Annotated in this window: 23 protein-coding genes; 6 read left to right on the top strand and 17 right to left on the bottom strand. The window is 38.6% G+C overall.

What is annotated here, in order from left to right:
* Positions 1-11: 11 nt before the first annotated feature.
* From NSQ62_RS20635 to adh, 3 genes are all read right to left on the bottom strand, one after another.
* Positions 12-992, bottom strand: a complete 981-nt coding sequence (locus tag NSQ62_RS20635) for a DUF4003 family protein (RefSeq protein ID WP_341321882.1) — start codon at positions 990-992, stop codon at positions 12-14.
* Between the two features lie 80 nt (positions 993-1,072).
* Positions 1,073-1,429 (bottom strand): DUF779 domain-containing protein, encoded by a 357-nt coding sequence (locus NSQ62_RS20640; RefSeq protein ID WP_341321883.1) that lies wholly within the window; start codon positions 1,427-1,429, stop codon positions 1,073-1,075.
* 16 nt (positions 1,430-1,445) lie between these two features.
* Positions 1,446-2,969, bottom strand: coding sequence for an aldehyde dehydrogenase (gene adh / locus NSQ62_RS20645; RefSeq protein WP_341321884.1), 1,524 nt, complete (start codon positions 2,967-2,969; stop codon positions 1,446-1,448).
* Positions 2,970-3,332: 363 nt separating this feature from the next.
* Between adh and NSQ62_RS20650 the strand changes: the two genes are divergently transcribed.
* Together NSQ62_RS20650 and NSQ62_RS20655 are read left to right on the top strand one after the other, a co-directional pair.
* The gene (locus NSQ62_RS20650; protein WP_341321885.1) at positions 3,333-4,037 is read left to right on the top strand and encodes a pseudouridine synthase; all 705 of its coding nucleotides are present in this window, start codon (positions 3,333-3,335) and stop codon (positions 4,035-4,037) included.
* Positions 4,038-4,089: 52 nt separating this feature from the next.
* Positions 4,090-4,815, top strand: a complete 726-nt coding sequence (locus NSQ62_RS20655; RefSeq protein WP_341321886.1) for a hypothetical protein — start codon at positions 4,090-4,092, stop codon at positions 4,813-4,815.
* Between the two features lie 75 nt (positions 4,816-4,890).
* On the opposite strand, the gene NSQ62_RS20660 is transcribed toward NSQ62_RS20655, so the two are convergent.
* The 9 genes from NSQ62_RS20660 to NSQ62_RS20700 all read right to left on the bottom strand — a co-directional run bounded on the left by NSQ62_RS20660 (position 4,891) and on the right by NSQ62_RS20700 (position 13,598).
* Positions 4,891-5,598 carry an ABC transporter ATP-binding protein gene (locus NSQ62_RS20660; protein ID WP_341321887.1) on the bottom strand — a complete coding sequence of 236 codons (708 nt, stop codon included), beginning with the start codon at positions 5,596-5,598 and terminating at the stop codon, positions 4,891-4,893.
* A 1-nt stretch (position 5,599) separates the two neighbouring features.
* Positions 5,600-6,376 (bottom strand): ABC transporter ATP-binding protein, encoded by a 777-nt coding sequence (locus NSQ62_RS20665; protein WP_341321888.1) that lies wholly within the window; start codon positions 6,374-6,376, stop codon positions 5,600-5,602.
* A complete protein-coding gene (locus tag NSQ62_RS20670; protein ID WP_341321889.1) occupies positions 6,373-7,311 on the bottom strand; it encodes a branched-chain amino acid ABC transporter permease in 939 nt (312 codons plus the stop codon). The genes NSQ62_RS20665 and NSQ62_RS20670 overlap by 4 nt, the downstream gene beginning before the upstream one ends.
* A 9-nt stretch (positions 7,312-7,320) precedes the next feature.
* The gene (locus tag NSQ62_RS20675) at positions 7,321-8,196 is read right to left on the bottom strand and encodes a branched-chain amino acid ABC transporter permease (RefSeq protein ID WP_341321890.1); all 876 of its coding nucleotides are present in this window, start codon (positions 8,194-8,196) and stop codon (positions 7,321-7,323) included.
* Between the two features lie 86 nt (positions 8,197-8,282).
* Positions 8,283-9,491, bottom strand: a complete 1,209-nt coding sequence (locus NSQ62_RS20680; protein WP_341321891.1) for an ABC transporter substrate-binding protein — start codon at positions 9,489-9,491, stop codon at positions 8,283-8,285.
* Between the two features lie 257 nt (positions 9,492-9,748).
* Complete coding sequence (locus NSQ62_RS20685; RefSeq protein WP_341321892.1) at positions 9,749-10,348, bottom strand: class I SAM-dependent methyltransferase; 600 nt, start codon at positions 10,346-10,348, stop codon at positions 9,749-9,751.
* 332 nt (positions 10,349-10,680) lie between these two features.
* Positions 10,681-11,151 carry a methylated-DNA--[protein]-cysteine S-methyltransferase gene (locus tag NSQ62_RS20690; protein ID WP_341321893.1) on the bottom strand — a complete coding sequence of 157 codons (471 nt, stop codon included), beginning with the start codon at positions 11,149-11,151 and terminating at the stop codon, positions 10,681-10,683.
* Positions 11,152-11,245: 94 nt separating this feature from the next.
* Positions 11,246-12,727 (bottom strand): malate:quinone oxidoreductase, encoded by a 1,482-nt coding sequence (locus NSQ62_RS20695; RefSeq protein ID WP_341321894.1) that lies wholly within the window; start codon positions 12,725-12,727, stop codon positions 11,246-11,248.
* Positions 12,728-13,046: 319 nt separating this feature from the next.
* The gene (locus tag NSQ62_RS20700; RefSeq protein WP_341321895.1) at positions 13,047-13,598 is read right to left on the bottom strand and encodes a cupin domain-containing protein; all 552 of its coding nucleotides are present in this window, start codon (positions 13,596-13,598) and stop codon (positions 13,047-13,049) included.
* Positions 13,599-13,793: 195 nt separating this feature from the next.
* Here NSQ62_RS20700 and NSQ62_RS20705 point away from each other — a divergent pair, with 195 nt between their 5' ends.
* Positions 13,794-14,642 carry a DegV family protein gene (locus tag NSQ62_RS20705; protein WP_341321896.1) on the top strand — a complete coding sequence of 283 codons (849 nt, stop codon included), beginning with the start codon at positions 13,794-13,796 and terminating at the stop codon, positions 14,640-14,642.
* A 44-nt stretch (positions 14,643-14,686) separates the two neighbouring features.
* On the opposite strand, the gene NSQ62_RS20710 is transcribed toward NSQ62_RS20705, so the two are convergent.
* A complete protein-coding gene (locus tag NSQ62_RS20710) occupies positions 14,687-14,935 on the bottom strand; it encodes a hypothetical protein (protein WP_341321897.1) in 249 nt (82 codons plus the stop codon).
* A gap of 102 nt (positions 14,936-15,037) precedes the next feature.
* Between NSQ62_RS20710 and NSQ62_RS20715 the strand changes: the two genes are divergently transcribed.
* Positions 15,038-15,778 (top strand): DUF2268 domain-containing putative Zn-dependent protease, encoded by a 741-nt coding sequence (locus NSQ62_RS20715; RefSeq protein WP_341321898.1) that lies wholly within the window; start codon positions 15,038-15,040, stop codon positions 15,776-15,778.
* A 59-nt stretch (positions 15,779-15,837) separates the two neighbouring features.
* On the opposite strand, the gene NSQ62_RS20720 is transcribed toward NSQ62_RS20715, so the two are convergent.
* From NSQ62_RS20720 to NSQ62_RS20735, 4 genes are all read right to left on the bottom strand, one after another.
* Positions 15,838-16,482 carry a peptidylprolyl isomerase gene (locus NSQ62_RS20720; protein ID WP_341321899.1) on the bottom strand — a complete coding sequence of 215 codons (645 nt, stop codon included), beginning with the start codon at positions 16,480-16,482 and terminating at the stop codon, positions 15,838-15,840.
* Positions 16,483-16,612: 130 nt separating this feature from the next.
* A complete protein-coding gene (locus tag NSQ62_RS20725) occupies positions 16,613-16,948 on the bottom strand; it encodes a CotD family spore coat protein (RefSeq protein WP_341321900.1) in 336 nt (111 codons plus the stop codon).
* A gap of 149 nt (positions 16,949-17,097) precedes the next feature.
* Complete coding sequence (locus NSQ62_RS20730) at positions 17,098-17,619, bottom strand: isoprenylcysteine carboxylmethyltransferase family protein (protein ID WP_341321901.1); 522 nt, start codon at positions 17,617-17,619, stop codon at positions 17,098-17,100.
* 1 nt (position 17,620) lies between these two features.
* Positions 17,621-18,703, bottom strand: a complete 1,083-nt coding sequence (locus tag NSQ62_RS20735) for a 3-oxoacyl-[acyl-carrier-protein] synthase III C-terminal domain-containing protein (RefSeq protein WP_341323991.1) — start codon at positions 18,701-18,703, stop codon at positions 17,621-17,623.
* Positions 18,704-18,873: 170 nt separating this feature from the next.
* On the opposite strand from NSQ62_RS20735, the gene NSQ62_RS20740 reads away from it, so the two are divergent.
* Both NSQ62_RS20740 and ahpC read left to right on the top strand, forming a co-directional pair.
* Positions 18,874-19,914, top strand: a complete 1,041-nt coding sequence (locus tag NSQ62_RS20740; RefSeq protein ID WP_341321902.1) for a zinc-dependent alcohol dehydrogenase family protein — start codon at positions 18,874-18,876, stop codon at positions 19,912-19,914.
* A 218-nt stretch (positions 19,915-20,132) separates the two neighbouring features.
* Positions 20,133-20,696, top strand: coding sequence for an alkyl hydroperoxide reductase subunit C (gene ahpC / locus NSQ62_RS20745; RefSeq protein WP_341321903.1), 564 nt, complete (start codon positions 20,133-20,135; stop codon positions 20,694-20,696).
* The last annotated feature ends 4 nt before the right edge of the window (positions 20,697-20,700 follow it).

The raw sequence follows: 20,700 nt of genomic DNA on the forward strand, positions 1-20,700 counted from the left end.
AATATACTTTCCTATCCATTTAAAAAATCAAAAATATTAAATGCAAAAGTAATTTTGGCATCCTGTAAAAAGTCGTTCATGTTTAATGCTTGTAGAAATAACAAACTATCGCTGAATTGTTGGAGCGCTTCTCTTTCGATCAGTTGCTGCAGTACAAATTGCGTAGCCGTCATCAGTGCTAAGGACGGCTCTATCGAAAACATAGGCAGCGTCATTAATTCTTTGTTCATCCGTATGATTTCGTTTAAAACTTCTTCATTTGCTTGAGCTAATGCGAGCATCGCAATAAACGGGTAAAATTTACGACGGATCTTTATGTTTTCCCTTTTTAGGTATGTACAAATCGCGCTCACATAATCGATGACAATCGGTTCAAAATCGGCATTATACAGCGTTAATAATTGTGACATCGCCTGCAGGGCATCTCCGCGCTTAAAATTCTGTGCTACGAGTTCATCATAATAACAACGCATTGTTTGCGCTTGTAACTGTGCGTTTACTGGTTCACGTGTCAATAATACTGCATATGGAATATCATCTTTTCCCGTTAAAAAATGATGTTGCTTTTTCATTTCTTTATGTAAAATTTTTGCGCGCTTTGCGTGTGCTTCATCCAGTAAAAAAATTGCCGCAATCGATTGATAAGAACTAGCTTCAAAACCTACCGAATCTAAATAAGCTTCATTTTGTGCTAAGCGATTTAGTTCCTGATCCGTTTGTTCATGTAACAGCAGATGCGCTGAAACTTTATAACTTAATACCGATTTATTCGATACGTTGGAAAAAAACTCAAGTAGCGATTGCTTCACTACCTTACGCTGTAAATTTTTCATCTGCGCTTCAAATTGCGGCCCATTAAATGTTTCACGTGAAAATGAATAGTGCACCGCTAACGGAATTTTGATTGCTGGTGTCATTTCTGCACTAAAGAATAATGACATCGTGTCATAGTTTTGCTGAAGTAATGTTATAAAATAATCTTTTTCCATCATTCACACCCCTCAACACTATTATACGCCTAAATTTTATGCTTGAAAAAGGCTGTGCAAAATTTGCACAGCCTTACTATTTCTTATAATGAAAGTTGCTCTAGCTCTTCTTTCGTGAATGCCCGAGACCTTGATAAAAAGCGTTTACCTTCCACACCTTCAAGTGAAAACATGCCGCCACGGCCATCCACCACATCGATAATAATTTGTGTGTGCTTCCAATAATCATATTGATTTTTGTGCATATAAAACGGACTACCACCAATATGGCCAAGCAAAATATCTTGATTGCCGATAATTAGATCACCATCCGGGTAACACATCGGTGACGAGCCATCACAGCAGCCACCTGACTGATGAAACATCACGTTGCCGTGTCGCTCTTTTAACTTGTCAATTAGCTGAACTGCTTCGTCGGTTGCCACAACACGTTCAACCAAATCATACACCTCCTTCTTAGAAGAAGCCTAAGCGGTTTTCATCATAGCTTACTAATAAGTTTTTCGTTTGTTGGTAATGACTTAACATCATTTTATGATTTTCACGGCCAACACCACTCATTTTGTAGCCGCCAAATGCTGCGTGCGCTGGGTAAGCGTGGTAGCAGTTTGTCCATACACGTCCTGCTTGAATACCACGACCAAAACGGTACGCCGTGTTCATATCACGCGTCCAGACACCAGAGCCTAAGCCGTATAGTGTATCGTTGGCGATTTCAAGCGCTTCTTCCTTTGTTTTGAATGTCGTCACCGCTACAACTGGACCAAAAATTTCTTCTTGGAAAATACGCATTTTGTTATGTCCTTTAAAGACAGTCGGTTTAATATAGTAGCCACCTGCATAGTCGCCGCCAAGCTCATTTTTGTCACCGCCGATTAAGCATTCAGCGCCTTCTTCTTTCCCAATTTGTAAATACGACTGAATTTTTTCCATTTGCTCTGATGATGCTTGTGCACCCATCATTGTCTCTGTATCTAAAGGATTCCCTGTTTTAATTGCTTCTACACGCTTTAAGACACGCTCCATAAATTTATCGTAAATCGATTCTTGAATAAGTGCGCGAGATGGGCATGTACATACTTCGCCTTGGTTTAACGCGAATAAGACAAAGCCTTCTACCGCCTTATCTAAAAACGCATCATCGGCATTCATAATATCCTCAAAGAAGATGTTTGGTGATTTCCCACCTAGCTCTAACGTTACTGGAATTAAGTTTTGCGATGCGTATTGCATAATCAAGCGCCCTGTCGTTGTTTCCCCTGTAAATGCAATTTTACCGATGCGCGGACTAGATGCTAACGGCTTTCCTGCTTCTAGACCGAAACCGTTTACAATATTTAAAACACCTGGTGGTAATAAATCACCCACCAGCTCTGTCCAAACTAAAATGGACGTTGGTGTTTGCTCCGCTGGCTTTAATACGACACAGTTTCCTGCAGCAAGCGCTGGTGCAAGCTTCCAAAACGCCATTAGTAGCGGGAAGTTCCACGGAATAATTTGACCTACTACCCCAATCGGCTCGTGGAAATGATACGCCACTGTGTTGTCATCGAGTTGGCTTAGTGAGCCTTCTTGAGCACGTAATACCCCTGCGAAATAACGGAAATGGTCAATCCCTAAAGGTAAATCAGCATTCAATGTTTCTCGTACGGCTTTTCCGTTATCCCACGTTTCAGCAACTGCGAGCATCTCTAAATTTTGCTCCATACGATCTGCAATTTTCAATAAAATATTGGCACGCTCTGTAGCAGATGTTTTCCCCCATGCATCCTTTGCCGCATGTGCTGCATCTAATGCTAACTCAATATCTGCTTCCGTTGAACGAGCTACTTGTGTAAATACGTTTCCTGTAACTGGTGTTACGTTGTCGAAGTACTCTCCCTTTACTGGAGGTGTCCACTTACCACCAATAAAATTGTCATAACGCTCCTTAAAATTTACTAATGCGCCTTCTGTGTTCGGATTTTGATACACTGCCATTGAAAATTCTCCCCTTTGCATACATATGATTGACCATACCTATCACGTATCCCCAAATCTTTATAGAATAATAGGTATCTTCATGTATCATATTGTCAGAAAAGTTATTTTATTTCAAATATTAACCTGCAATTTTCAGAAGATTTTACTTTCAATATTTTGCTATACTACTATTTGTTAAGAATTATTTAAGCGGCTTATTAAAATGAAACGATAGATTTTAATTTTTACAGTGATGGTAGTGTCATTTTAACCCCTGTACAAAGCATGGTAACACTCGAGAAATTTAAAGAACTCGTAAAAATTAAACTTATGCAGGAATTATTGTATACTGAAGATATTCTATTAGTAGGTGAGAAAATTATGCGTATAAATAAATTTTTAGCAGAAACAGGCATCACCTCTCGTCGTGGTGCCGACAAATGGGTTGAAGAAGGACGAGTTACCATTAATGGTGAGCTAGCAACAAACGGGAGCCAAGTGGAAAATGGCGACCAAGTTTGTGTAGATGGCAAACCGGTACAGCGTGAAGAACAGCTTGTTTATATCGTATTAAACAAACCAGTGGGTATTACAAGTACGACGGAAAAGCACATTGAAGGTAATGTTGTCGATTTCATCAATCACCCGTTACGTATTTTCCATATCGGGCGTTTAGACAAAGATTCAGAAGGCTTACTACTGTTAACAAACGACGGTGATATCGTAAACGAAATTTTACGTGCCGAAAACCATCATGAAAAAGAGTATGTCGTACAGGTAGATCAGCCAATTACGGAAGACTTCCTGCATGAAATGCGCTCAGGCGTTGAAATTTTAGATACAAAAACACTGCCTTGTCGTGTAGAAAAGGTATCGTCGCAAGTATTTAAAATTATTTTAGAACAAGGCTTAAATCGTCAAATCCGCCGTATGTGTTCAGCACTTGGCTATTCGGTAAAACGTCTGCAACGTATTCGCATTATGAATATCCAGATTGGCAACTTAAAAGTTGGTCAATGGCGCGATTTAACCGATACAGAACGAAACGAACTCTTTGATTTACTAGACTATACACCAAAGCAATAAGTGCAGCTGCCTCCTAAAAGCTACACATTTTGCGCTTTTAGGGGGATACACGATGCTGACGATACACCCGACTGAACATTTAACAGGATTAACGGTAAGCGGAGATTATTGGGATTTAGATGACATCATTCAAGCCATTCATGAAATTGTTGGTGAAGAAATGCATTATTTTCACTATGAAGGTGCACGAAAACGCCTGTTAAAGGTTTGTGCAAAAATGCGCCAAGCAGCAAAAGGTGAGCATGACATTCACTATATCGCCAATGGTATTAATAAAAATGCCATTAAAAAAATGAAGGCCATTGTCCCTGAACGCAGTGTTTATTATGCGGTAAATATTCTCCTACCTGAACTCGTCTTTACCGCTTTAGCGTTAAATGATTTCGTAGTACTCTATAAAGAAACTGTGGATGATTCGGAGTGGAGCTTGGTGACGACCTCGGTTCGAAAGTTCCAAGCAATGATTGCAGATGCAATTGCGTCATTCATGACAGAAGATCATTATCTTTTATTTTTAACGACGCTCCATACAAAGTCGCCGCTGTTTCACCAGTATGCAACGCAGTATGTCGATATTTTAAACTTGGAATATTTAGCGCTATCAAAAGAAGAACGCGCGGAGTATATCACTTCGTTTACACTGCGTCTATTAGCAGAAGACGAGGCTTATAAAGTACTAATCGATCGACTATTAAACGTAACCCGAATTTCAAAGCAATCGCTATATGAAGTGGTGCTTACCCTAAAATATCCTGAAGATGAAAATATTCTTTGGTAAGATAAAAAGGGAGCTGAACAAAAATGTTCAGCTCCCTTTTTAAATTTGTTCAAATGCCATTTTCTTAATCATTAATTATAGTCCACCTAAGTAGGCTGCTTTTACTTCTTCACTTTCCTGAAGCTCTTTCGCAGTACCAGCAAGTACGATTTTTCCCGTTTCTAATACGTATGCGCGGTGTGCAACTGACAACGCCATATTGGCATTTTGCTCTACAAGTAAAACCGTTACCCCTTCTTTATTGACCATTTTAATAATGTTGAAAATGTTTTTTACCATAAGTGGTGCCAGACCCATTGATGGCTCATCCATGATGATTAGCTTTGGTTTTGCCATTAGTGCACGGCCCATCGCCAGCATTTGCTGCTCCCCACCTGATAACGTACCAGAGAGCTGCTTACGACGCTCTAACAGACGTGGAAATAGCTCATACACATGCTCCATGTCCTTTTTGATGCCGTCCTTATCTTTACGTAAATAGGCACCCAGCTCTAGATTTTCCTCTACGGTCATATTCGAAAATACACGGCGGCCTTCTGGAACGTGTGAAATCCCGTCTTTTACAATCGATTGCGCGGCTTTCCCATCAATTGCTGCGCCTAAATATTCAATTGAACCACGCTTTGGCTTGAGTAAACCCGAAATCGTTTTTAATAGCGTGCTTTTACCCGCACCATTTGCGCCGATTAATGTGACGATTTCACCTTCATTTACTTCGAGGGAGAGCCCTTTTAAGGCTTGAATATTGCCATAGTAAACATCGATGTCATTAATTTTTAGCATATTATTCTGTTACCTCCTCACCTAAGTATGCTTCAATTACTTTTGGATTTGAACGAATTTCCTCCGGTGTACCATCCGCAATTAATTGCCCGTGATCGAGCACATAAATACGTTCACAAATCCCCATAACTAAATGCATGTCATGCTCGATTAATAAAATTGTTAAATCGAATTCTTTCCGGATGAATGCGATTAATTCCATTAAATCATGCGTTTCTTGCGGATTCATACCAGCAGCTGGCTCATCTAGTAATAAGAGTTTCGGATTCGCCGCTAACGCACGCGCAATTTCTAAGCGGCGCTGCATGCCGTACGGTAAATTTTTTGAGAGCTCATCTCGGTACACATCTAAGCCAAAGATTTTTAAAAACGCGAGCGATTCCTCTTCCATTTTCGCTTCTCCTTTAAAGTGACTCGGTAAGCGGAAAATGCTTGAAATTAAATTATGCTTCGCTAATCCATGGTTCGCTACTTTTACGTTGTCCAGTACCGATAACTCTTTAAACAAGCGAATGTTTTGGAATGTACGACTAATGCCTTGGCGTGTTACTTTATATGGATCGAGTCCGCCAATTGATTTGCCGTCAAACAGAATTTTGCCTTCCGTTGGCGCATAAACCCCAGTTAACATATTAAATGTTGTGGTTTTACCAGCACCATTCGGCCCAATCAACCCAACTAACTCCCCTTGATTCATATAAAAATCAACGTTTTGTACCGCTTTTAACCCGCCAAATTGAATGCCTAGTTTATCTACTTGAAGAAGTGCACTACTCATACACCAGTACCTCCTTTTTTACCGAACTTGAAGAATTCTGTGATTTCTTTCGTGCCAAGTAATCCTGTTGGACGGTAGAGCATGACTAAAATTAAGACAAGTGAATAAATAATCATCCGTGTTTCTGGGAAGCCTTGTAGGTACGTAGAAACGATTGTTAAAAGAATCGCTGCAATAACAGAACCTGAAAGACTACCTAAACCGCCTAATACAACGAAAATCAAAATATCAAATGACTTTAAAAAGCCAAATGCTGTCGGTTGAATTAAGTAATAGTTATGCGCATAAATCGCACCTGCAACGCCGGCAAAGAATGAACCAATCGCAAATGCCACTACCTTGTAGTACGTTGTATTAATCCCCATGGCATCTGCTGCAATTTCATCTTCACGAATCGAAATACACGCACGGCCATGGCGTGATTTGGTAAAGTTCGCAATAACTAAAATCGTAATGAAGGTACCGAAAAACGCATATGTCCATGTTGCCTGATGTGTAACAGTCATCCCTGCTGCACCACCAACATAGTCAATATTTAAGAACACGATTCGAATAATTTCAGCAAAGCCCAGTGTAGCAATCGCTAAATAGTCCCCTTTTAAACGTAAAGACGGAATTCCTACGAGTAAACCTGCTAATGCAGCAACAACGGCACCTACTAAAATAGCTGTTATAAATGGCATCCCTAGCTTCATTGTACAAATTGCTGAAATATAGGCCCCTACCGCTAAGAAACCAGCATGACCAATCGAAAACTGTCCAGTAACCCCGATAATGACATGTAAACTAACCGCAAGCATAATGTTAATGCACATCGCAATAAACATATTCTGATAGTAAAACGCGATAACCCCGTTTGAAATTAATAATTGAACAACCGCGTAAATAACAAGTGCTAGGACCGCATAACCCCAAAATATTTTTGACTTTTTCATGCTGTTCACCTACACTTTCTCGCGCGTATTTTTACCGAAAATACCCGCTGGACGAATGATTAAAATTAAAATTAAAATGACAAATGCTGCAGCATCGCGCCATAGCGAATATCCAAGTGCTGAAACAACGGTTTCTACTACACCTAACAGTAAACCACCAACCATCGCCCCTGGAATGATACCAATCCCACCTAATACGGCTGCGATAAACGCTTTAATCCCTGGGAGCATCCCCATAAGTGGATCAATACGTGTATAGTAAATCCCAAAAATTACCCCTGCTGCACCTGCTAAAGCTGAACCAATCGCGAATGTTGCTGAAATTGTATTATCAACATTAATTCCCATTAGCTTTGCTGCGTCGGCATCATGTGAAACTGCACGCATCGCCTTTCCGATTTTTGTTTTATGAACGATGAATTGTAATAAGAGCATTAAGAAAATCGATACTGATAAAATGAAAATTGCAAGCGTACTAATTTGAACACCGAAAATATCAAAATTCGTTTTTGAGAATACATTTGGGTAGGCTTCTGGTGACGAACCACGGAAGAAGATAACCGTATACTCAATAAGTAGCGAAACCCCGATCGCTGTAATAAGTGCTGCAATCCGTGTCGCATTACGTAAACGTTTATACGCAATACGCTCAATAATTACTCCGATTACCGCACACAAAATCATCGCTAAAATAAGTGCTAAAAAGACGTTCATTTCCCAGCGAGCGATCGCATAAAAGCCAATGAATGCACCGAGCATGAACACATCACCATGGGCAAAGTTGATTAATTTAATAATCCCATATACCATCGTGTAGCCAAGTGCGATTAGCGCATAAATACTGCCTAGCGAAATCCCGTTTACGAGCTGTTGGATCCATTCCATACCTTTCACTCCTTTATCTTTTTTATGTACGACCAACGAAAAAAAGGGAGGCAAAATTTTCGCCCCCCCCTACTTGTAGTAAAAAATTAAGGATTTACTTTAGAGTTGAACTGTTGCTTACCGTCTACGAATTCTAGAACTGTTGCAGATTTTACTGGGTTGTGGTTTTCGTCAACTGTGAATGTACCTGTTACTAAGCTTAAGTCCTTCGTTGCTGCTAGTTGTTCTTGAACAGCTACACTTGTAATGTCACCATCGACACGGTTGATGGCATCGACAATAAAGTAAATTGAATCATAGCCTAATGCGTGGAAAGCATTTGGTGCTTGGCCATATTCATCGTTAAATGCTGTTACGAAATCTTGAATTTTTGCATCTGGATCTTCAGATGAATAGTGGTTCGTGATAAATGTATTATTTAATGCATCACCACCAGCTAAATCTACTAATGTTGGTGAATCCCAACCATCAGCACCCATTAATGGTACGGTAATACCCGCCTCACGTGCCTGCTTAACAATTAGACCAACTTCTTCGTAATAACCTGGAATGAAGATGAAATCTGGATTTTTGCCTTTAATATTTGTTAACTGTGATTTGAAGTCTACATCTTTTGCTACATACGCTTCTTCAGCAATAACTGAACCGCCGTTTGCTTCAATTGTTTCTTTGAATGATGCTGCTAGTCCTTTTGCATAGTCAGATGCGTTATCCGCAAAGATTGCTACATTTTTCGCTTTTATCTCATTTGTTGCAAAGTTCGCTGCCACTGTCCCTTGGAATGGGTCAATGAAACATGTACGGAATGCATAGGCATTTACTGAACCATCGTCATTCACTGTAACATTTGGTGCTGTACCAGAACCCGTTACCATAGGCACTTTATGTTGATTGGCAATTTGAACGGTTGCTACCGAGTTACCCGAAGTTGCTGGTGCGAGCATTGCTACAACTTTTTCCTGCTCAGCTAAACGAATTGCCGCAGAAGTTGCCTCTGCTGTTTCTGATTTATTGTCTACTGGAATGTACTCGATTTGTTTGCCATCGATACCACCTGCAGCATTAATTTCTTCAATTGCTAATTTTGCCCCATCATTAATAGATGAACCGTAAGAAGCGACATTGCCTGATAATTCTAAGTTAGCACCGATTTTAATTGTGTCACCCGATACTGCGTTACCGCTTCCCGATTTGCTTGCATCTTCATCTGATCCGCAACCTGCTAATACCCCTGTTAGTAGTGCTGTTGCCATAAATAATGAACCATATTTTTTCATTTTGTTGTGTTTTCCCATCTTTGTGTCCCCCTAGTATACTTTTAAAAGTTTGATATTTCTGATAATTATACTTAATTTAGCACCATCCGACAATCTATTTTTTAAATATTCAGAATTGAAGATGCGAGAATAATTAAGTAATATATTCCAACTTCTGTATTGTAATTTATTTAGAATATTTAGTCTACTGTGATTTTTCTGTAAATTTTACAGATTTAGCGTTAATAAAATTTACAGTTCCAGTTTGAATACATGTAAATTTTATTAACTGTGCATTACGAAATACGGAAGACAACGATACGCTCATTTTCATTTTTTTCATGTCTTAATTTTATATTCATATAGTATTCTAATGCTAAATCCTGCTGTAAATAATCTAAGTAGTCGGGCGATGGATAGTATAGGACAATATCGATGATGCGTGGGTTTTGCTCATAAGATGTGTAAATATGCTGCATAAACTCACGAAATACATGAACCGAGAACGGGTTGAAGAAGAAAAATACTTGGTCTTGTTTTTTTATTTCATAGTGTTCTGCAATTAAATGGTAAAATTCAATCGCACCTTGTTTTTTTCCACACTTTTTTAAATACCGCTCTTTATTATGCTCAGCTTCCACAAAAAACTTTTGATCCATCTCAATCCCTTTAGCTGGAACATCAAAACGGTGATAAATATAAATTGGCACACGTCCTTTGCCACAGCCAACGTCTAAAAAATGTCCACCCGCTGGCATTTCATAATGCTCGAATAGCTGCTCTAGCCCACTATAAGGAGTCGGTTCGTAGCGATGGTATTTCGCTAGCTTTGGAAACCCATACTGAAAACCAACTGTGTCAATATTTAAAAATTTATCAAATTGTTGTTCATTCATTACATAAAACTCCTCACAAAAAAGCTATTCTATAAATTTACCTTATAGAACAGCTTTCAATTTTACTCTATCGTTTATGGACATTATACACTCATTTGAACATGGAATGCTTGCACCAGTCCATGAGTTCTACCTCTCGCATTGCAATGATCCTTCAAAAACTGAACCTATTCTGTTCTACGGTTTCTACCCCTTCCACAACAACCTTTAAATTAAGCGAATTTCCTAATTGAATAATCGACTTAATAATCGATAAATCTTTTTCTGACATCGGGACGTCCTCAATAAAAAAGCAACCTTTTAATTAAAAAAGTTGCTTTGTAGACGATCCGTTATTGGTCTTTTTTCTCATGTTCAAGTAACCATTCTTTTCTCCATAGTCCCCCTGCATAACCAGTTAGCTTTCCATTCTTACCGATTACACGATGACATGGAACAATAATACTCAATTGATTTTTACTATTTGTCATTCCTACGGCGCGTACTGCCTTCACATTACCAATCACTTCCGCAATCTCTTTATATGAAGCCGTTTTACCAAATGGGATGGTTGTTAAAGCTTGCCACACGTGATTTTGAAAGACCGTTCCTTCATGTAGATAAGGCACTGTAAATTGCTGACGTTCTCCTTTAAAATATTCATCTAATTGCTCATAACAACGGTTCAAAACAACTGGTGTCGCTTCTGTTTTTTCAAAGACTACGTGCTCACGTGATGCAAATAATACCGCTGTGATCTGGTGATTTGTTGCCGTTATTTCAATCACGCCAATCGGTGAATGATAATCTAATTGATAGAACATATAGAACCTCCGTTTTAATAGATAATTTGCCCTTTACTATAACGTACAAAAAAAGAACCTTCAATCTCCGAAGGGATTAAAGGTTCTTTTTTGATTATTTATTTAAGTTTAACGCTTCAGCAGTTGATTCATGTACTTCTTTAAGAAGTGCTGTGTTTTCAGCTAAGTTTTGACCATAAGCTGGAATCATTTCTTTAATTTTTGCTTCCCAAGCTTTCACTTCTTGTGGGAAACATTGATTAATTACTTTTATCATTACAGATACTGCCGTAGAAGCACCTGGAGATGCCCCAAGTAATGCTGCGATTGAACCGTCTTCTGAATTAATTACTTCTGTACCGAATTGTAATGTACCTTTACCAGCCGGTGTGTCCTTAATAACTTGTACACGTTGACCCGCTACAATAATTTCCCAATCCTCTGACTTAGCAGTTGGTACGAATTGACGTAATTCTTCAATACGTTTATCTTTAGAAGCCATAACTTCTTTCATTAAATAAGTTGTTAGGTCCATGTTTTTCATACCACAAGCCATTAATGTAACTAAGTTATGTGGTTTGATTGAAGCTGGTAAATCCATATAAGAACCTGTTTTTAAGAACTTCGTATTGAAGCCTGCGAATGGTCCAAATAATAATGATTTTTTGCCATCAATGAAACGCGTATCTAAGTGAGGTACTGACATTGGAGGTGCTCCAACTGCCGCCTTACCATATACTTTAGCGTGGTGTTGGTTGACAACTTCTTCGTTGTTACAAACTAGGAATAAACCTGAAATTGGGAATCCACCAACATGCTTCGATTCAGGGATGCCTGTTTTTTGTAGTAACTCAAGGCTACCACCACCAGCACCTAAGAATACGAATTTTGCCGTGTGGTATTCTACTTTACCGCTATTTTTATCGTGGACTTTAACTTCCCATAAGCCTTCTTTGTTACGTTTTACATCAAGAACGCTATGGTTGTAGTTTACATCTACATCTTGCTTTTGTAAGTTTGCAACTAACGTTCTTGTTAACGCACCGAAGTTTACGTCTGTACCTGTATCAATTTTTGTCGCCGCGATTGGCTCTTTTGATTTACGGTCATTCATAATTAATGGAATCCATTGTTTTAACGTTTCTGGATCATCAGAGAATTCCATTCCTTCAAATAATGGGTTAGCTGTCATTGCTGCGTGACGCTTTTTAAGATACTCAACATTGTTCGCACCTTGTACCATACTCATGTGTGGTAAAGGCATGATGAAATCTTGAGGGTTTTCGATTTGACCTGTTTTTACAAGGTAAGACCAGAACTGTAAAGAATCTTGGAATTGCTTATTTACGTTAATCGCTTTTGTAATATCGATTGTTCCATCTTTTTTCTCACTTGTATAGTTTAATTCGCATAAAGCGGCATGCCCTGTTCCGGCATTGTTTAATTCGTGAGAGCTTTCCTCACCTGCTTTTGCTAACTGCTCAAATACAGTAATTTTCCACTCTGGTGCTAATTCTTTAAGCATTGTACCTAAAGTAGCACTCATAATTCCGGCACCAATTAAGATAACGTCTGATTTAATATGATTGTTACTCATTTTTACCTTCCCTTGTATATATTAAGATTTTTAGAATTTTGAAAGCGCTCTATTTCATTGTCGACAACATAATAATGGAAAAGAGCTACGTATTCTAGATCATTTATTGCCTTCATGTAGTGTAACATAATTGTTAAAAGATTAAAATATATACGGATTGCTTAGCAGTAAGGTAGTTAAAAGCACATCATTTACGAGAAATCTCCTTACAATTATGAGCATTTTTTGCCTCGGAAGAATTTAATTGTTTTTATTTTCTATATTTTCTTACTATTAACCCTTGCTTTTTACATGTTCTTTATATCTTTACGTAGGGATGTTACTGCAATGGTCTACCCGTGTATTTTTCAAAACCTTTATAGGCATTCTTTTTATGGCCTCGTTTTACAAGCAAAGCAAATATTTTACGTTGTAGCCAAAGCGGTATACCCGCTACTAATGTATTTTGCATGGAGAGAATAAGCGCTGTATGAGCCATATTTTTAGGATTACCCTTCCCATCAACTAACCCGTCATTGATTAGACCATAGTGAATACGTACAGATTGTTCAAATTGACTCGGTGGCGTTAAACGTACACGGAATACAACCGGTTCATCATGGTTATTGGTAAATGTATGTGGTGTATTTAATGTCACTAATCGCATATCTCCAGGCTGTAGTACATGTTGCTCTTTTCCTAAAGTCACCGTTAATTGCCCTGAAATCACTTCAAACGTTTCTTCAAATTCATCATGCACATGTAATGGTGGGCCTTCTCCTTGTGATGGCAATGTAACCTCTATGTAAAGATACTTTCCTTGCGATTCTTCTGCTGTTTCCAAAAAGGTGATTTGCTCACCTGTAATTTGGTGTTTTACTGTACGATTCATATACGCTCTCCTTTTATAATACTTTTTGTTACTCGTAGCATAATTGTATGTTAAATTTGATATATATAATAGAAGTTACTTTTATTAAAATTGTAGGAAATAGGATAAACATCATGATGAACATATGACAAATGTAAATAGTTCAAAGTGAAAATTCCTTTTACAATTAACTATGTATGAGATAGGGGGATGTTTATGAAAATTTTTACGGATAGTGGTTCAGACTTACCAAAAGCTTATTTTGATAAGGAAGACGTACATCTTTTTCCGTTACGTGTATTAGTGAAGGGTGTCGAGTATGATGATATTATTGGCATCTCAACTGATCAAGTTTACGCAGCAATTGCAGAAGGCGAAGAACTTAAAACATCACAAGTTTCATTAGAAGTCTTTTTAAATGCTTTTGAGCAACTAGCAAAATCGGGGGAAGAAGGAATTTATCTTGCCTTTTCTTCTGCGTTATCGGGTACTTGCCAAAGTGCCATTTTAGCAAAAAATCAATTACTAGAAACATATCCAGACTTAAAATTAGCGATTATTGATACAAAATGTGCTTCATACGGACAAGGCTTAGTCGTAAAAGAAGCCGTACGTTTAAATAAATTTGGTATTGCATTTGACGATGCCGTTACACAATTAACGGATATGGCGAACTCGATGGAGCATCTCTTTACGGTTGGCGATTTAAATCACTTAGCAAAAGGCGGTCGTGTTTCAAAGGCAAGTGCTATTGTAGGTGGTTTACTAAATATTAAACCAATTTTAAATATGGAGGATGGAAAGCTTGTACCGATCGAGAAAACACGTGGTTTTAAAAAAGCCATCCAACATATGATTGCCCTTATGAAAACGCGTGGTGGCGACTTTACAAATAAAACGGTCGGCATTTCTCATAGTAATGATGAGGAATTAATGCACGAGGTAAAAGTTGCGATTGAAGAAGCACTTCAGCCAAAAGCCATTGAAACAACAACGATTGGCTCGGTCATCGGTGCACATGTTGGACGCGGTACAGTTGGCATTTACTTTACCAATACAAAATAACACTTGAAAGCTAGCACAATTTACATGTGCTAGCTTTTTGTTCTTTAAATGAAAAAAACCGATGCAAGTGCAATTCCTGTAATTGCACCTAAGGCAATCCCATAGCCAAACCCTGCGCCTGCGCCAAATCCCCAAAAGCCAATGCCATAACCACCCGCATCTGGCATGAGCCAGACATTGCGATTATCTACTTTGGTAATACGTCCGACGTGCACATTCCCACAATTATCGGTGATTCGTACACGCTTCCCTTGATATTTACAACACATGTTATACGCGGCTTGTGGATTCATCTTTTCCCCCTCCTCTCATTTTTTCTACTATATGTTTAAGGAAATCGCACATACGAGCGTATCGTCTAATTCATATAGTAAGAAGAAAGGAAGGGAGATTTTTTGGAGATAATCGATACACGAAAATTATTTTACGACCTGAAGAATCGTAGCACACACACATATCCGCTCGTACAATCTATTTTCCCAACGATTCCACCCGCAGCTGTACAGTACGAATTACAGCGTCAAGGCTTATTAGAAAATGGCGAAATGTCTTTACCGCTAGATGTATGGACAATTGCTAAAAGACAGCTGGATGATTTGGTGAACCAATGGGCTGGACCCCCAACGAAAGTAGCCATTTTACCAATTCAACATGGCTATGTTAAAAATGGTGTTGCCTATCCGCATGGCATTTGTTTATTTGTTTCGCCCCATACCTCAGTAAAAGAACTTCTTGCACTCATTACACATGAATATCACCATATTTGTCGGCAATCCTATTACGCAGACTCTCCTACTTTATTAGACGCGGTCATTATGGAAGGCTTAGCTGAGCATGCTGTTGAAAGTTTATTTGGTGAACATGCCGTTAGTTCATGGACAAAACGGTATTCTTTAGAAGAGGTAATCGATTATTGGCACAGGTATTTTCTAGAATACGTAACCGTCCGCGGCTTACATAATCACCAACATTTTTTGTTCGGTGACGGCAAGCAACTACCAGCTCATATTGGTTATTGTATGGGGTACCGCATTGTTGAAGCGTTCTTGACTAAAAATCCCTTACTTACAACACAACAATTGCTGCAAGTTTCTTCTGAAGAAATCGCTTTAGGTGCCGGTTTTACATTGCTATAGGTATGTAAAAAACCATTAATGCATGTCTACGAATAGACAAACGTTAATGGTTTTCACGTTTACTTTTGAGTTACTGGGGCTGGGTAGTCGAAGCCTTTTGTATCGACCTCAACTTTTTTCATTTTTTGATCTTGTAATGGCTTGTCGCTTCCATCGCGCTCTACTGCAACGATTTCATCAATAACATCCATTCCTTCAATCACTTGTCCAAATGCTGCATAATCACCGTCTAAATGTGTTGCCGACTCAGTCATAATAAAAAATTGTGAGCCTGCTGAATTTGGATCCTGTGTACGCGCCATCGATAACACGCCGCGCTCGTGGGTTAGTGTATTTTCGAAGTCATTCGAAGAAAACTCTCCGTTAATTGAATAATCTGGCCCACCCATACCTGTTCCATCTGGGTCGCCACCTTGTACCATGAAGCCTGGAATAACACGGTGGAAAATTAAGCCGTCATAGAAGCCATCTTCAACTAATGAAATGAAGTTCGCTACTGTATTTGGTGCTGTTTTTGGCTCGAGTTCGATAACAATTTTTTTGTCATTTTCCATCGTAATGGTCACGATTGGGTTTTCTGTTACGTCATTTGCGTAATTTGTATTATCTGTTTGTTCCTTACTTTCTGTTGTTTTGTCGTCACCACATGCTACGATCATCAGCATTGCCATTGCCGTTACGAATAAAAGTATCGTTTTTTTCATAAAATTCCCACTCCTTTTCTACGTAATTCAATCATACTTCGAGCGGTTAAACAAGTATTGTGACTAACTTTTTGAGGGGCTCAGCTTCCAACAAAAAAAGGGCACGTATCTTGTACGTACCCCTTCTACATTACCAGCCTCTTCGTCTTTGGCAGCCACATCCACTCGGTCTAAACGGCGTGCCACACATTCTATTCGTTTGATAGCATTCATTGACAACTGATTGCGTGTGCGGGAAATGATGCTCATGATGCATATATTGTTGATTAACCGTTGTTAAATGTGATGGATGAATGTGCGGTACAACTGAATTCGTCACGTTTCTTTGAACATATTGTCTCGTTGGGGATACTTGTGGCGATGCATATTGATTTGGAGCTGTCTGTGTTGGCAATTGCTGAGCATTATTTAACATCCCTTGATTCATAGCACCATCAAATAAATCAAGCCAGTTTCTATTAACCATTGTGATCTCCTTTCATCATTTATCTTTATTAACATATGAAATAAAACACACATGACCTATTTACATGCCTATTGTTACTTACTTAAAATGTGCGCATCTAAAAACCATCTAAACAATTGAATGAACAAAAGTTTAGATGGCTCATTTAGTTAAGTCTTTGCTATAGCATAATTCGTCGCTTCTTTTAATGCCTTTTCCTCTATTGGAATGCGCACCGAAAGCATGATGACATTTAAAATAGTAAAAATAATTGCGGTCACATACGCGCCGAACATGAAAGGCAGTACCAAAATTTCAAGGCAGACAACTAAGTAATTGGGATGCCGGATATATGCATACGGACCTTTCACAACGACATTTGCACCTGGTAAAATTATAATTTTCGTATTCCAAAACGTTCCGAGTGATACTAAACACCATACCCTTAACAGTTGTAGTAATAAAAAGAAAACTAACCAAGTAAAATGCGGCATAAGATTGGATTTAAAAAAGAAAACTTCAATAAGGAGACTAACAAAAAAGCTTACATGTAACAAAATCATAAATGGATAATGAGAGGCTCCAACTTCATAAGCCCCTTTTACTAGCATTAATTTTTCATTTCTTTTTGCAATGCGCAGTTCTACAAACCTTTGAATGATAACGAAGACTAGAATGAAGTAAAAGATCAACTTACTCCCCCCATTCCAATAACACAGCTTCGCCACTAAAACCTGGACCTAGCGCAACTAATAAGCCATGCGTATTTGCTTTATTTTCTTTTAACATAAATTGCTCTAACACATAAAGAACGGTCGGCGAGGACATATTGCCGTAATTTTTTAATATTTCACGTGAAACATCTGTGTGCTCTTTTGCTAACGCTAATGCTTCCTCATAAGCACTCAGTACCTTCTTTCCACCCGGATGTGCTACGAAATTTGTGATATTACTCGGATCAATTTGATAATCCTTTAAAAATTCATGAATAAAAGGGCCAAGCCAATTCGTTATAATACCCGGAATACTTTTAGAAAATACAACATGTAAGCCACTATTTTTCACATCCCAGCCCATTACATCTTCAGATTTCGGCATCCACTTTGATCTACGGCCAATGATAGACGGTATCACCTTGTCTTGTTCTAGTTCTACAAGATCCCCGCAAACAAGTACACATGCCGCCCCATCTGCAAATAAAGACGTCCCGACTAAGTTACTTTTTGAATAGTCGTCTTTTTGAAATGTTAGGCTACATAGCTCCACACAAACAACGAGCACTTTTGCATTGGGATATGCTTTGCAATAATCATAGGCCCTACTAATGCCAGCCGCGCCCCCCGCACAACCAAGCCCCCAAATCGGCATTCGCACCATTTGGTCTGAAAAAGGTAAAAGGTTCATAACACGGGCATCAATGCTCGGTGTTGAAATCCCTGTGCTGCTAACAAAAATGAGGGCATCAATCTCTTCAGTTGAAAGATCAGCTTGCAAAAATGAGCGATTCGTTAAACACCTTTGAATAACTTCCACACTATACCGTGTAGCGAACTGAGTATAAAGCGCATTACGCTCTTCAAACGTATGCGCTTCACGATACCAATCGGGTGGAACGCAAAAATTCCGTGTTCCTATTTCACCATTTTCAAAAACCTTTAATAACCTTTCGAGTCTAGGAATCTTATACTGAAAAAGCTCTTTTGTTAGTTGTTCAATATTGGCCTGAGCTAATGAAAAAGGCGGTGTATATGTACCAACCGAAGCGATTTTTGGAATGACGATTTCTCCTTATACAAATTACTTTCTTTCAATGTATGGATGAAGGATGTGAAATATACAAAATGCTTGGATTCAATTTTAATTTAGCTTTAAAACAGTTTAGTTCCGTCATCGTCTGGTCATACTTTGAGTGTTAAAAAATTTGGAAACCTATTGGAGGCAAGAGGATGAAAGCTTTAGTCTATGCAGGTCCCGGAAAAAGAGAAGTACGTGATGTTGAAAAGCCACGTATTCTGAACGATGGAGATGCGATTGTTAGATTAACGAAAACAACAATTTGCGGTACGGATTTACACATTCTCGGTGGCGATGTACCCGCTTGTAAAGAAGGAACGATTTTAGGACACGAAGGTATTGGAATCGTTGAAGAAGTTGGTTCAGGGGTGAAACACTTTAAAGTTGGCGATAAGGTGATTATTTCATGTGTTACCGCTTGTGGTGTTTGTGATTACTGTAAAATTGCGTTATACGCACACTGTAAAGATGGTGGTTGGATTTTAGGACATCTGATTGATGGTACACAAGCAGAATATGTACACATTCCACACGCGGATAACTCGCTTTACCACATTCCAAAAGGGATGTCTGACGATGCAGCCGTTATGATTTCTGATATTTTACCTACAGGATTTGAGATTGGAGTACTAAATGGCCAAGTTTCTCCTGGTGATACGATTGCCATCATTGGTGCGGGTCCAATTGGCATGTCCGTATTATTTACGTCTCAATTTTATTCACCCGCTACCATCATCATGGTGGACTTAGATGAAAACCGACTAGCAGAAGCCAAGCGCTTTGGTGCTACACACACCATCAATTCTAAAGATGGGGATGCAGCCATAAAACAAATTATAGAAATAACAGGCGGCCGAGGTGTTGACGTTGCGATTGAAGCAGTAGGATACCCTGCCACATTCGATATATGCCAAAAAATATTAGCTCCGGGTGGTCACTTAGCAAACGTTGGCGTACACGGAAAACCTGTAGATTTACAATTACAGGATCTTTGGATTCGTAATGTTACGATTACGACTGGGCTTGTATCCACAAATACAATTCCTATGCTGTTAAAAACGTTAGTAAACGGCAAAATTCCTGTTGAAGATCTTGTTACACATAACTTCAAATTCGATCAAATTACAGAAGCTTATGACACATTCAAAAACGCAGCAAAAGAAAAGGCACTGAAGATTATTATTGATTTTTAAATAAGTAACAAGTTTATTAATCCACTATATGAACAAAAAAAATGTCCAAAAACCTATACTTTTGGGCATTTTTTTTATTTTAGTGATTTATGCTGTTGTTACAATTTACATATACCCTTTTAATAAAAACCTAGTATATTTCCTTTACTTTGTACAAAAAATATTACGGTATTTGTTACAAATTTCGTATTACTATCATTAATTTTGGAGGTATTTAAATGTCGTTAATTGGTAAAGAAGTATTTCCCTTTAAAGCACAAGCGTATAAAAATGGTGAATTTGTAGAAGTGACAGAACAAGATTTCAAAGGCCAATGGAGTGTGATCTGTTTCTACCCAGCAGACTTTACATTTGTTTGTCCAACTGAACTTGAAGATCTTCAAGGACAATATCCAGAACTACACAAACTTGGTGTTGAAGTATATTCCGTTTCAACGGATACTCATTTTGTTCATAAAGCTTGGCATGATTCATCCGAAGCAATTGGGAAAATTACGTATACAATGATTGGCGATCCTTCACACCAGATTTCTCGTGACTTTGATGTGTTAATCGAAGAAGAAGGTGTTGCTGATCGTGGCACTTTCATCATTGATCCAGATGGTGTAATTCAAGCTTTTGAAATTAATGCAGGTGGGATTGGACGTGACGCAAGCACTCTTATTAACAAAATTAAGGCAGCACAATATGTTCGCAACCATCCAGGTGAAGTTTGTCCAGCAAAATGGCAAGAAGGTAGCGAAACGCTCAAGCCAAGCCTTGACCTTGTAGGTAAAATTTAAGGAG

Origin of the sequence: Solibacillus sp. FSL H8-0523 (assembly GCF_038051985.1) — a bacterium.
Lineage (GTDB): Bacteria > Bacillota > Bacilli > Bacillales_A > Planococcaceae > Solibacillus.

What these genes read in the sequence shown, in the direction of transcription:
- NSQ62_RS20635 (WP_341321882.1), bottom strand. Translation starts at nt 992, where the DNA reads ATGATGGAAAAAGATTATTTTATAACATTACTTCAGCAAAACTATGAC.
- adh (WP_341321884.1), bottom strand. Translation starts at nt 2,969, where the DNA reads ATGGCAGTGTATCAAAATCCGAACACAGAAGGCGCATTAGTAAATTTT.
- NSQ62_RS20650 (WP_341321885.1), top strand. Translation starts at nt 3,333, where the DNA reads ATGCGTATAAATAAATTTTTAGCAGAAACAGGCATCACCTCTCGTCGT.
- NSQ62_RS20655 (WP_341321886.1), top strand. Translation starts at nt 4,090, where the DNA reads ATGCTGACGATACACCCGACTGAACATTTAACAGGATTAACGGTAAGC.
- NSQ62_RS20660 (WP_341321887.1), bottom strand. Translation starts at nt 5,598, where the DNA reads ATGCTAAAAATTAATGACATCGATGTTTACTATGGCAATATTCAAGCC.
- NSQ62_RS20665 (WP_341321888.1), bottom strand. Translation starts at nt 6,376, where the DNA reads ATGAGTAGTGCACTTCTTCAAGTAGATAAACTAGGCATTCAATTTGGC.
- NSQ62_RS20670 (WP_341321889.1), bottom strand. Translation starts at nt 7,311, where the DNA reads ATGAAAAAGTCAAAAATATTTTGGGGTTATGCGGTCCTAGCACTTGTT.
- NSQ62_RS20675 (WP_341321890.1), bottom strand. Translation starts at nt 8,196, where the DNA reads ATGGAATGGATCCAACAGCTCGTAAACGGGATTTCGCTAGGCAGTATT.
- NSQ62_RS20680 (WP_341321891.1), bottom strand. Translation starts at nt 9,491, where the DNA reads ATGGGAAAACACAACAAAATGAAAAAATATGGTTCATTATTTATGGCA.
- NSQ62_RS20685 (WP_341321892.1), bottom strand. Translation starts at nt 10,348, where the DNA reads ATGAATGAACAACAATTTGATAAATTTTTAAATATTGACACAGTTGGT.
- NSQ62_RS20690 (WP_341321893.1), bottom strand. Translation starts at nt 11,151, where the DNA reads ATGTTCTATCAATTAGATTATCATTCACCGATTGGCGTGATTGAAATA.
- NSQ62_RS20695 (WP_341321894.1), bottom strand. Translation starts at nt 12,727, where the DNA reads ATGAGTAACAATCATATTAAATCAGACGTTATCTTAATTGGTGCCGGA.
- NSQ62_RS20700 (WP_341321895.1), bottom strand. Translation starts at nt 13,598, where the DNA reads ATGAATCGTACAGTAAAACACCAAATTACAGGTGAGCAAATCACCTTT.
- NSQ62_RS20705 (WP_341321896.1), top strand. Translation starts at nt 13,794, where the DNA reads ATGAAAATTTTTACGGATAGTGGTTCAGACTTACCAAAAGCTTATTTT.
- NSQ62_RS20710 (WP_341321897.1), bottom strand. Translation starts at nt 14,935, where the DNA reads ATGAATCCACAAGCCGCGTATAACATGTGTTGTAAATATCAAGGGAAG.
- NSQ62_RS20720 (WP_341321899.1), bottom strand. Translation starts at nt 16,482, where the DNA reads ATGAAAAAAACGATACTTTTATTCGTAACGGCAATGGCAATGCTGATG.
- NSQ62_RS20725 (WP_341321900.1), bottom strand. Translation starts at nt 16,948, where the DNA reads ATGGTTAATAGAAACTGGCTTGATTTATTTGATGGTGCTATGAATCAA.
- NSQ62_RS20740 (WP_341321902.1), top strand. Translation starts at nt 18,874, where the DNA reads ATGAAAGCTTTAGTCTATGCAGGTCCCGGAAAAAGAGAAGTACGTGAT.
- ahpC (WP_341321903.1), top strand. Translation starts at nt 20,133, where the DNA reads ATGTCGTTAATTGGTAAAGAAGTATTTCCCTTTAAAGCACAAGCGTAT.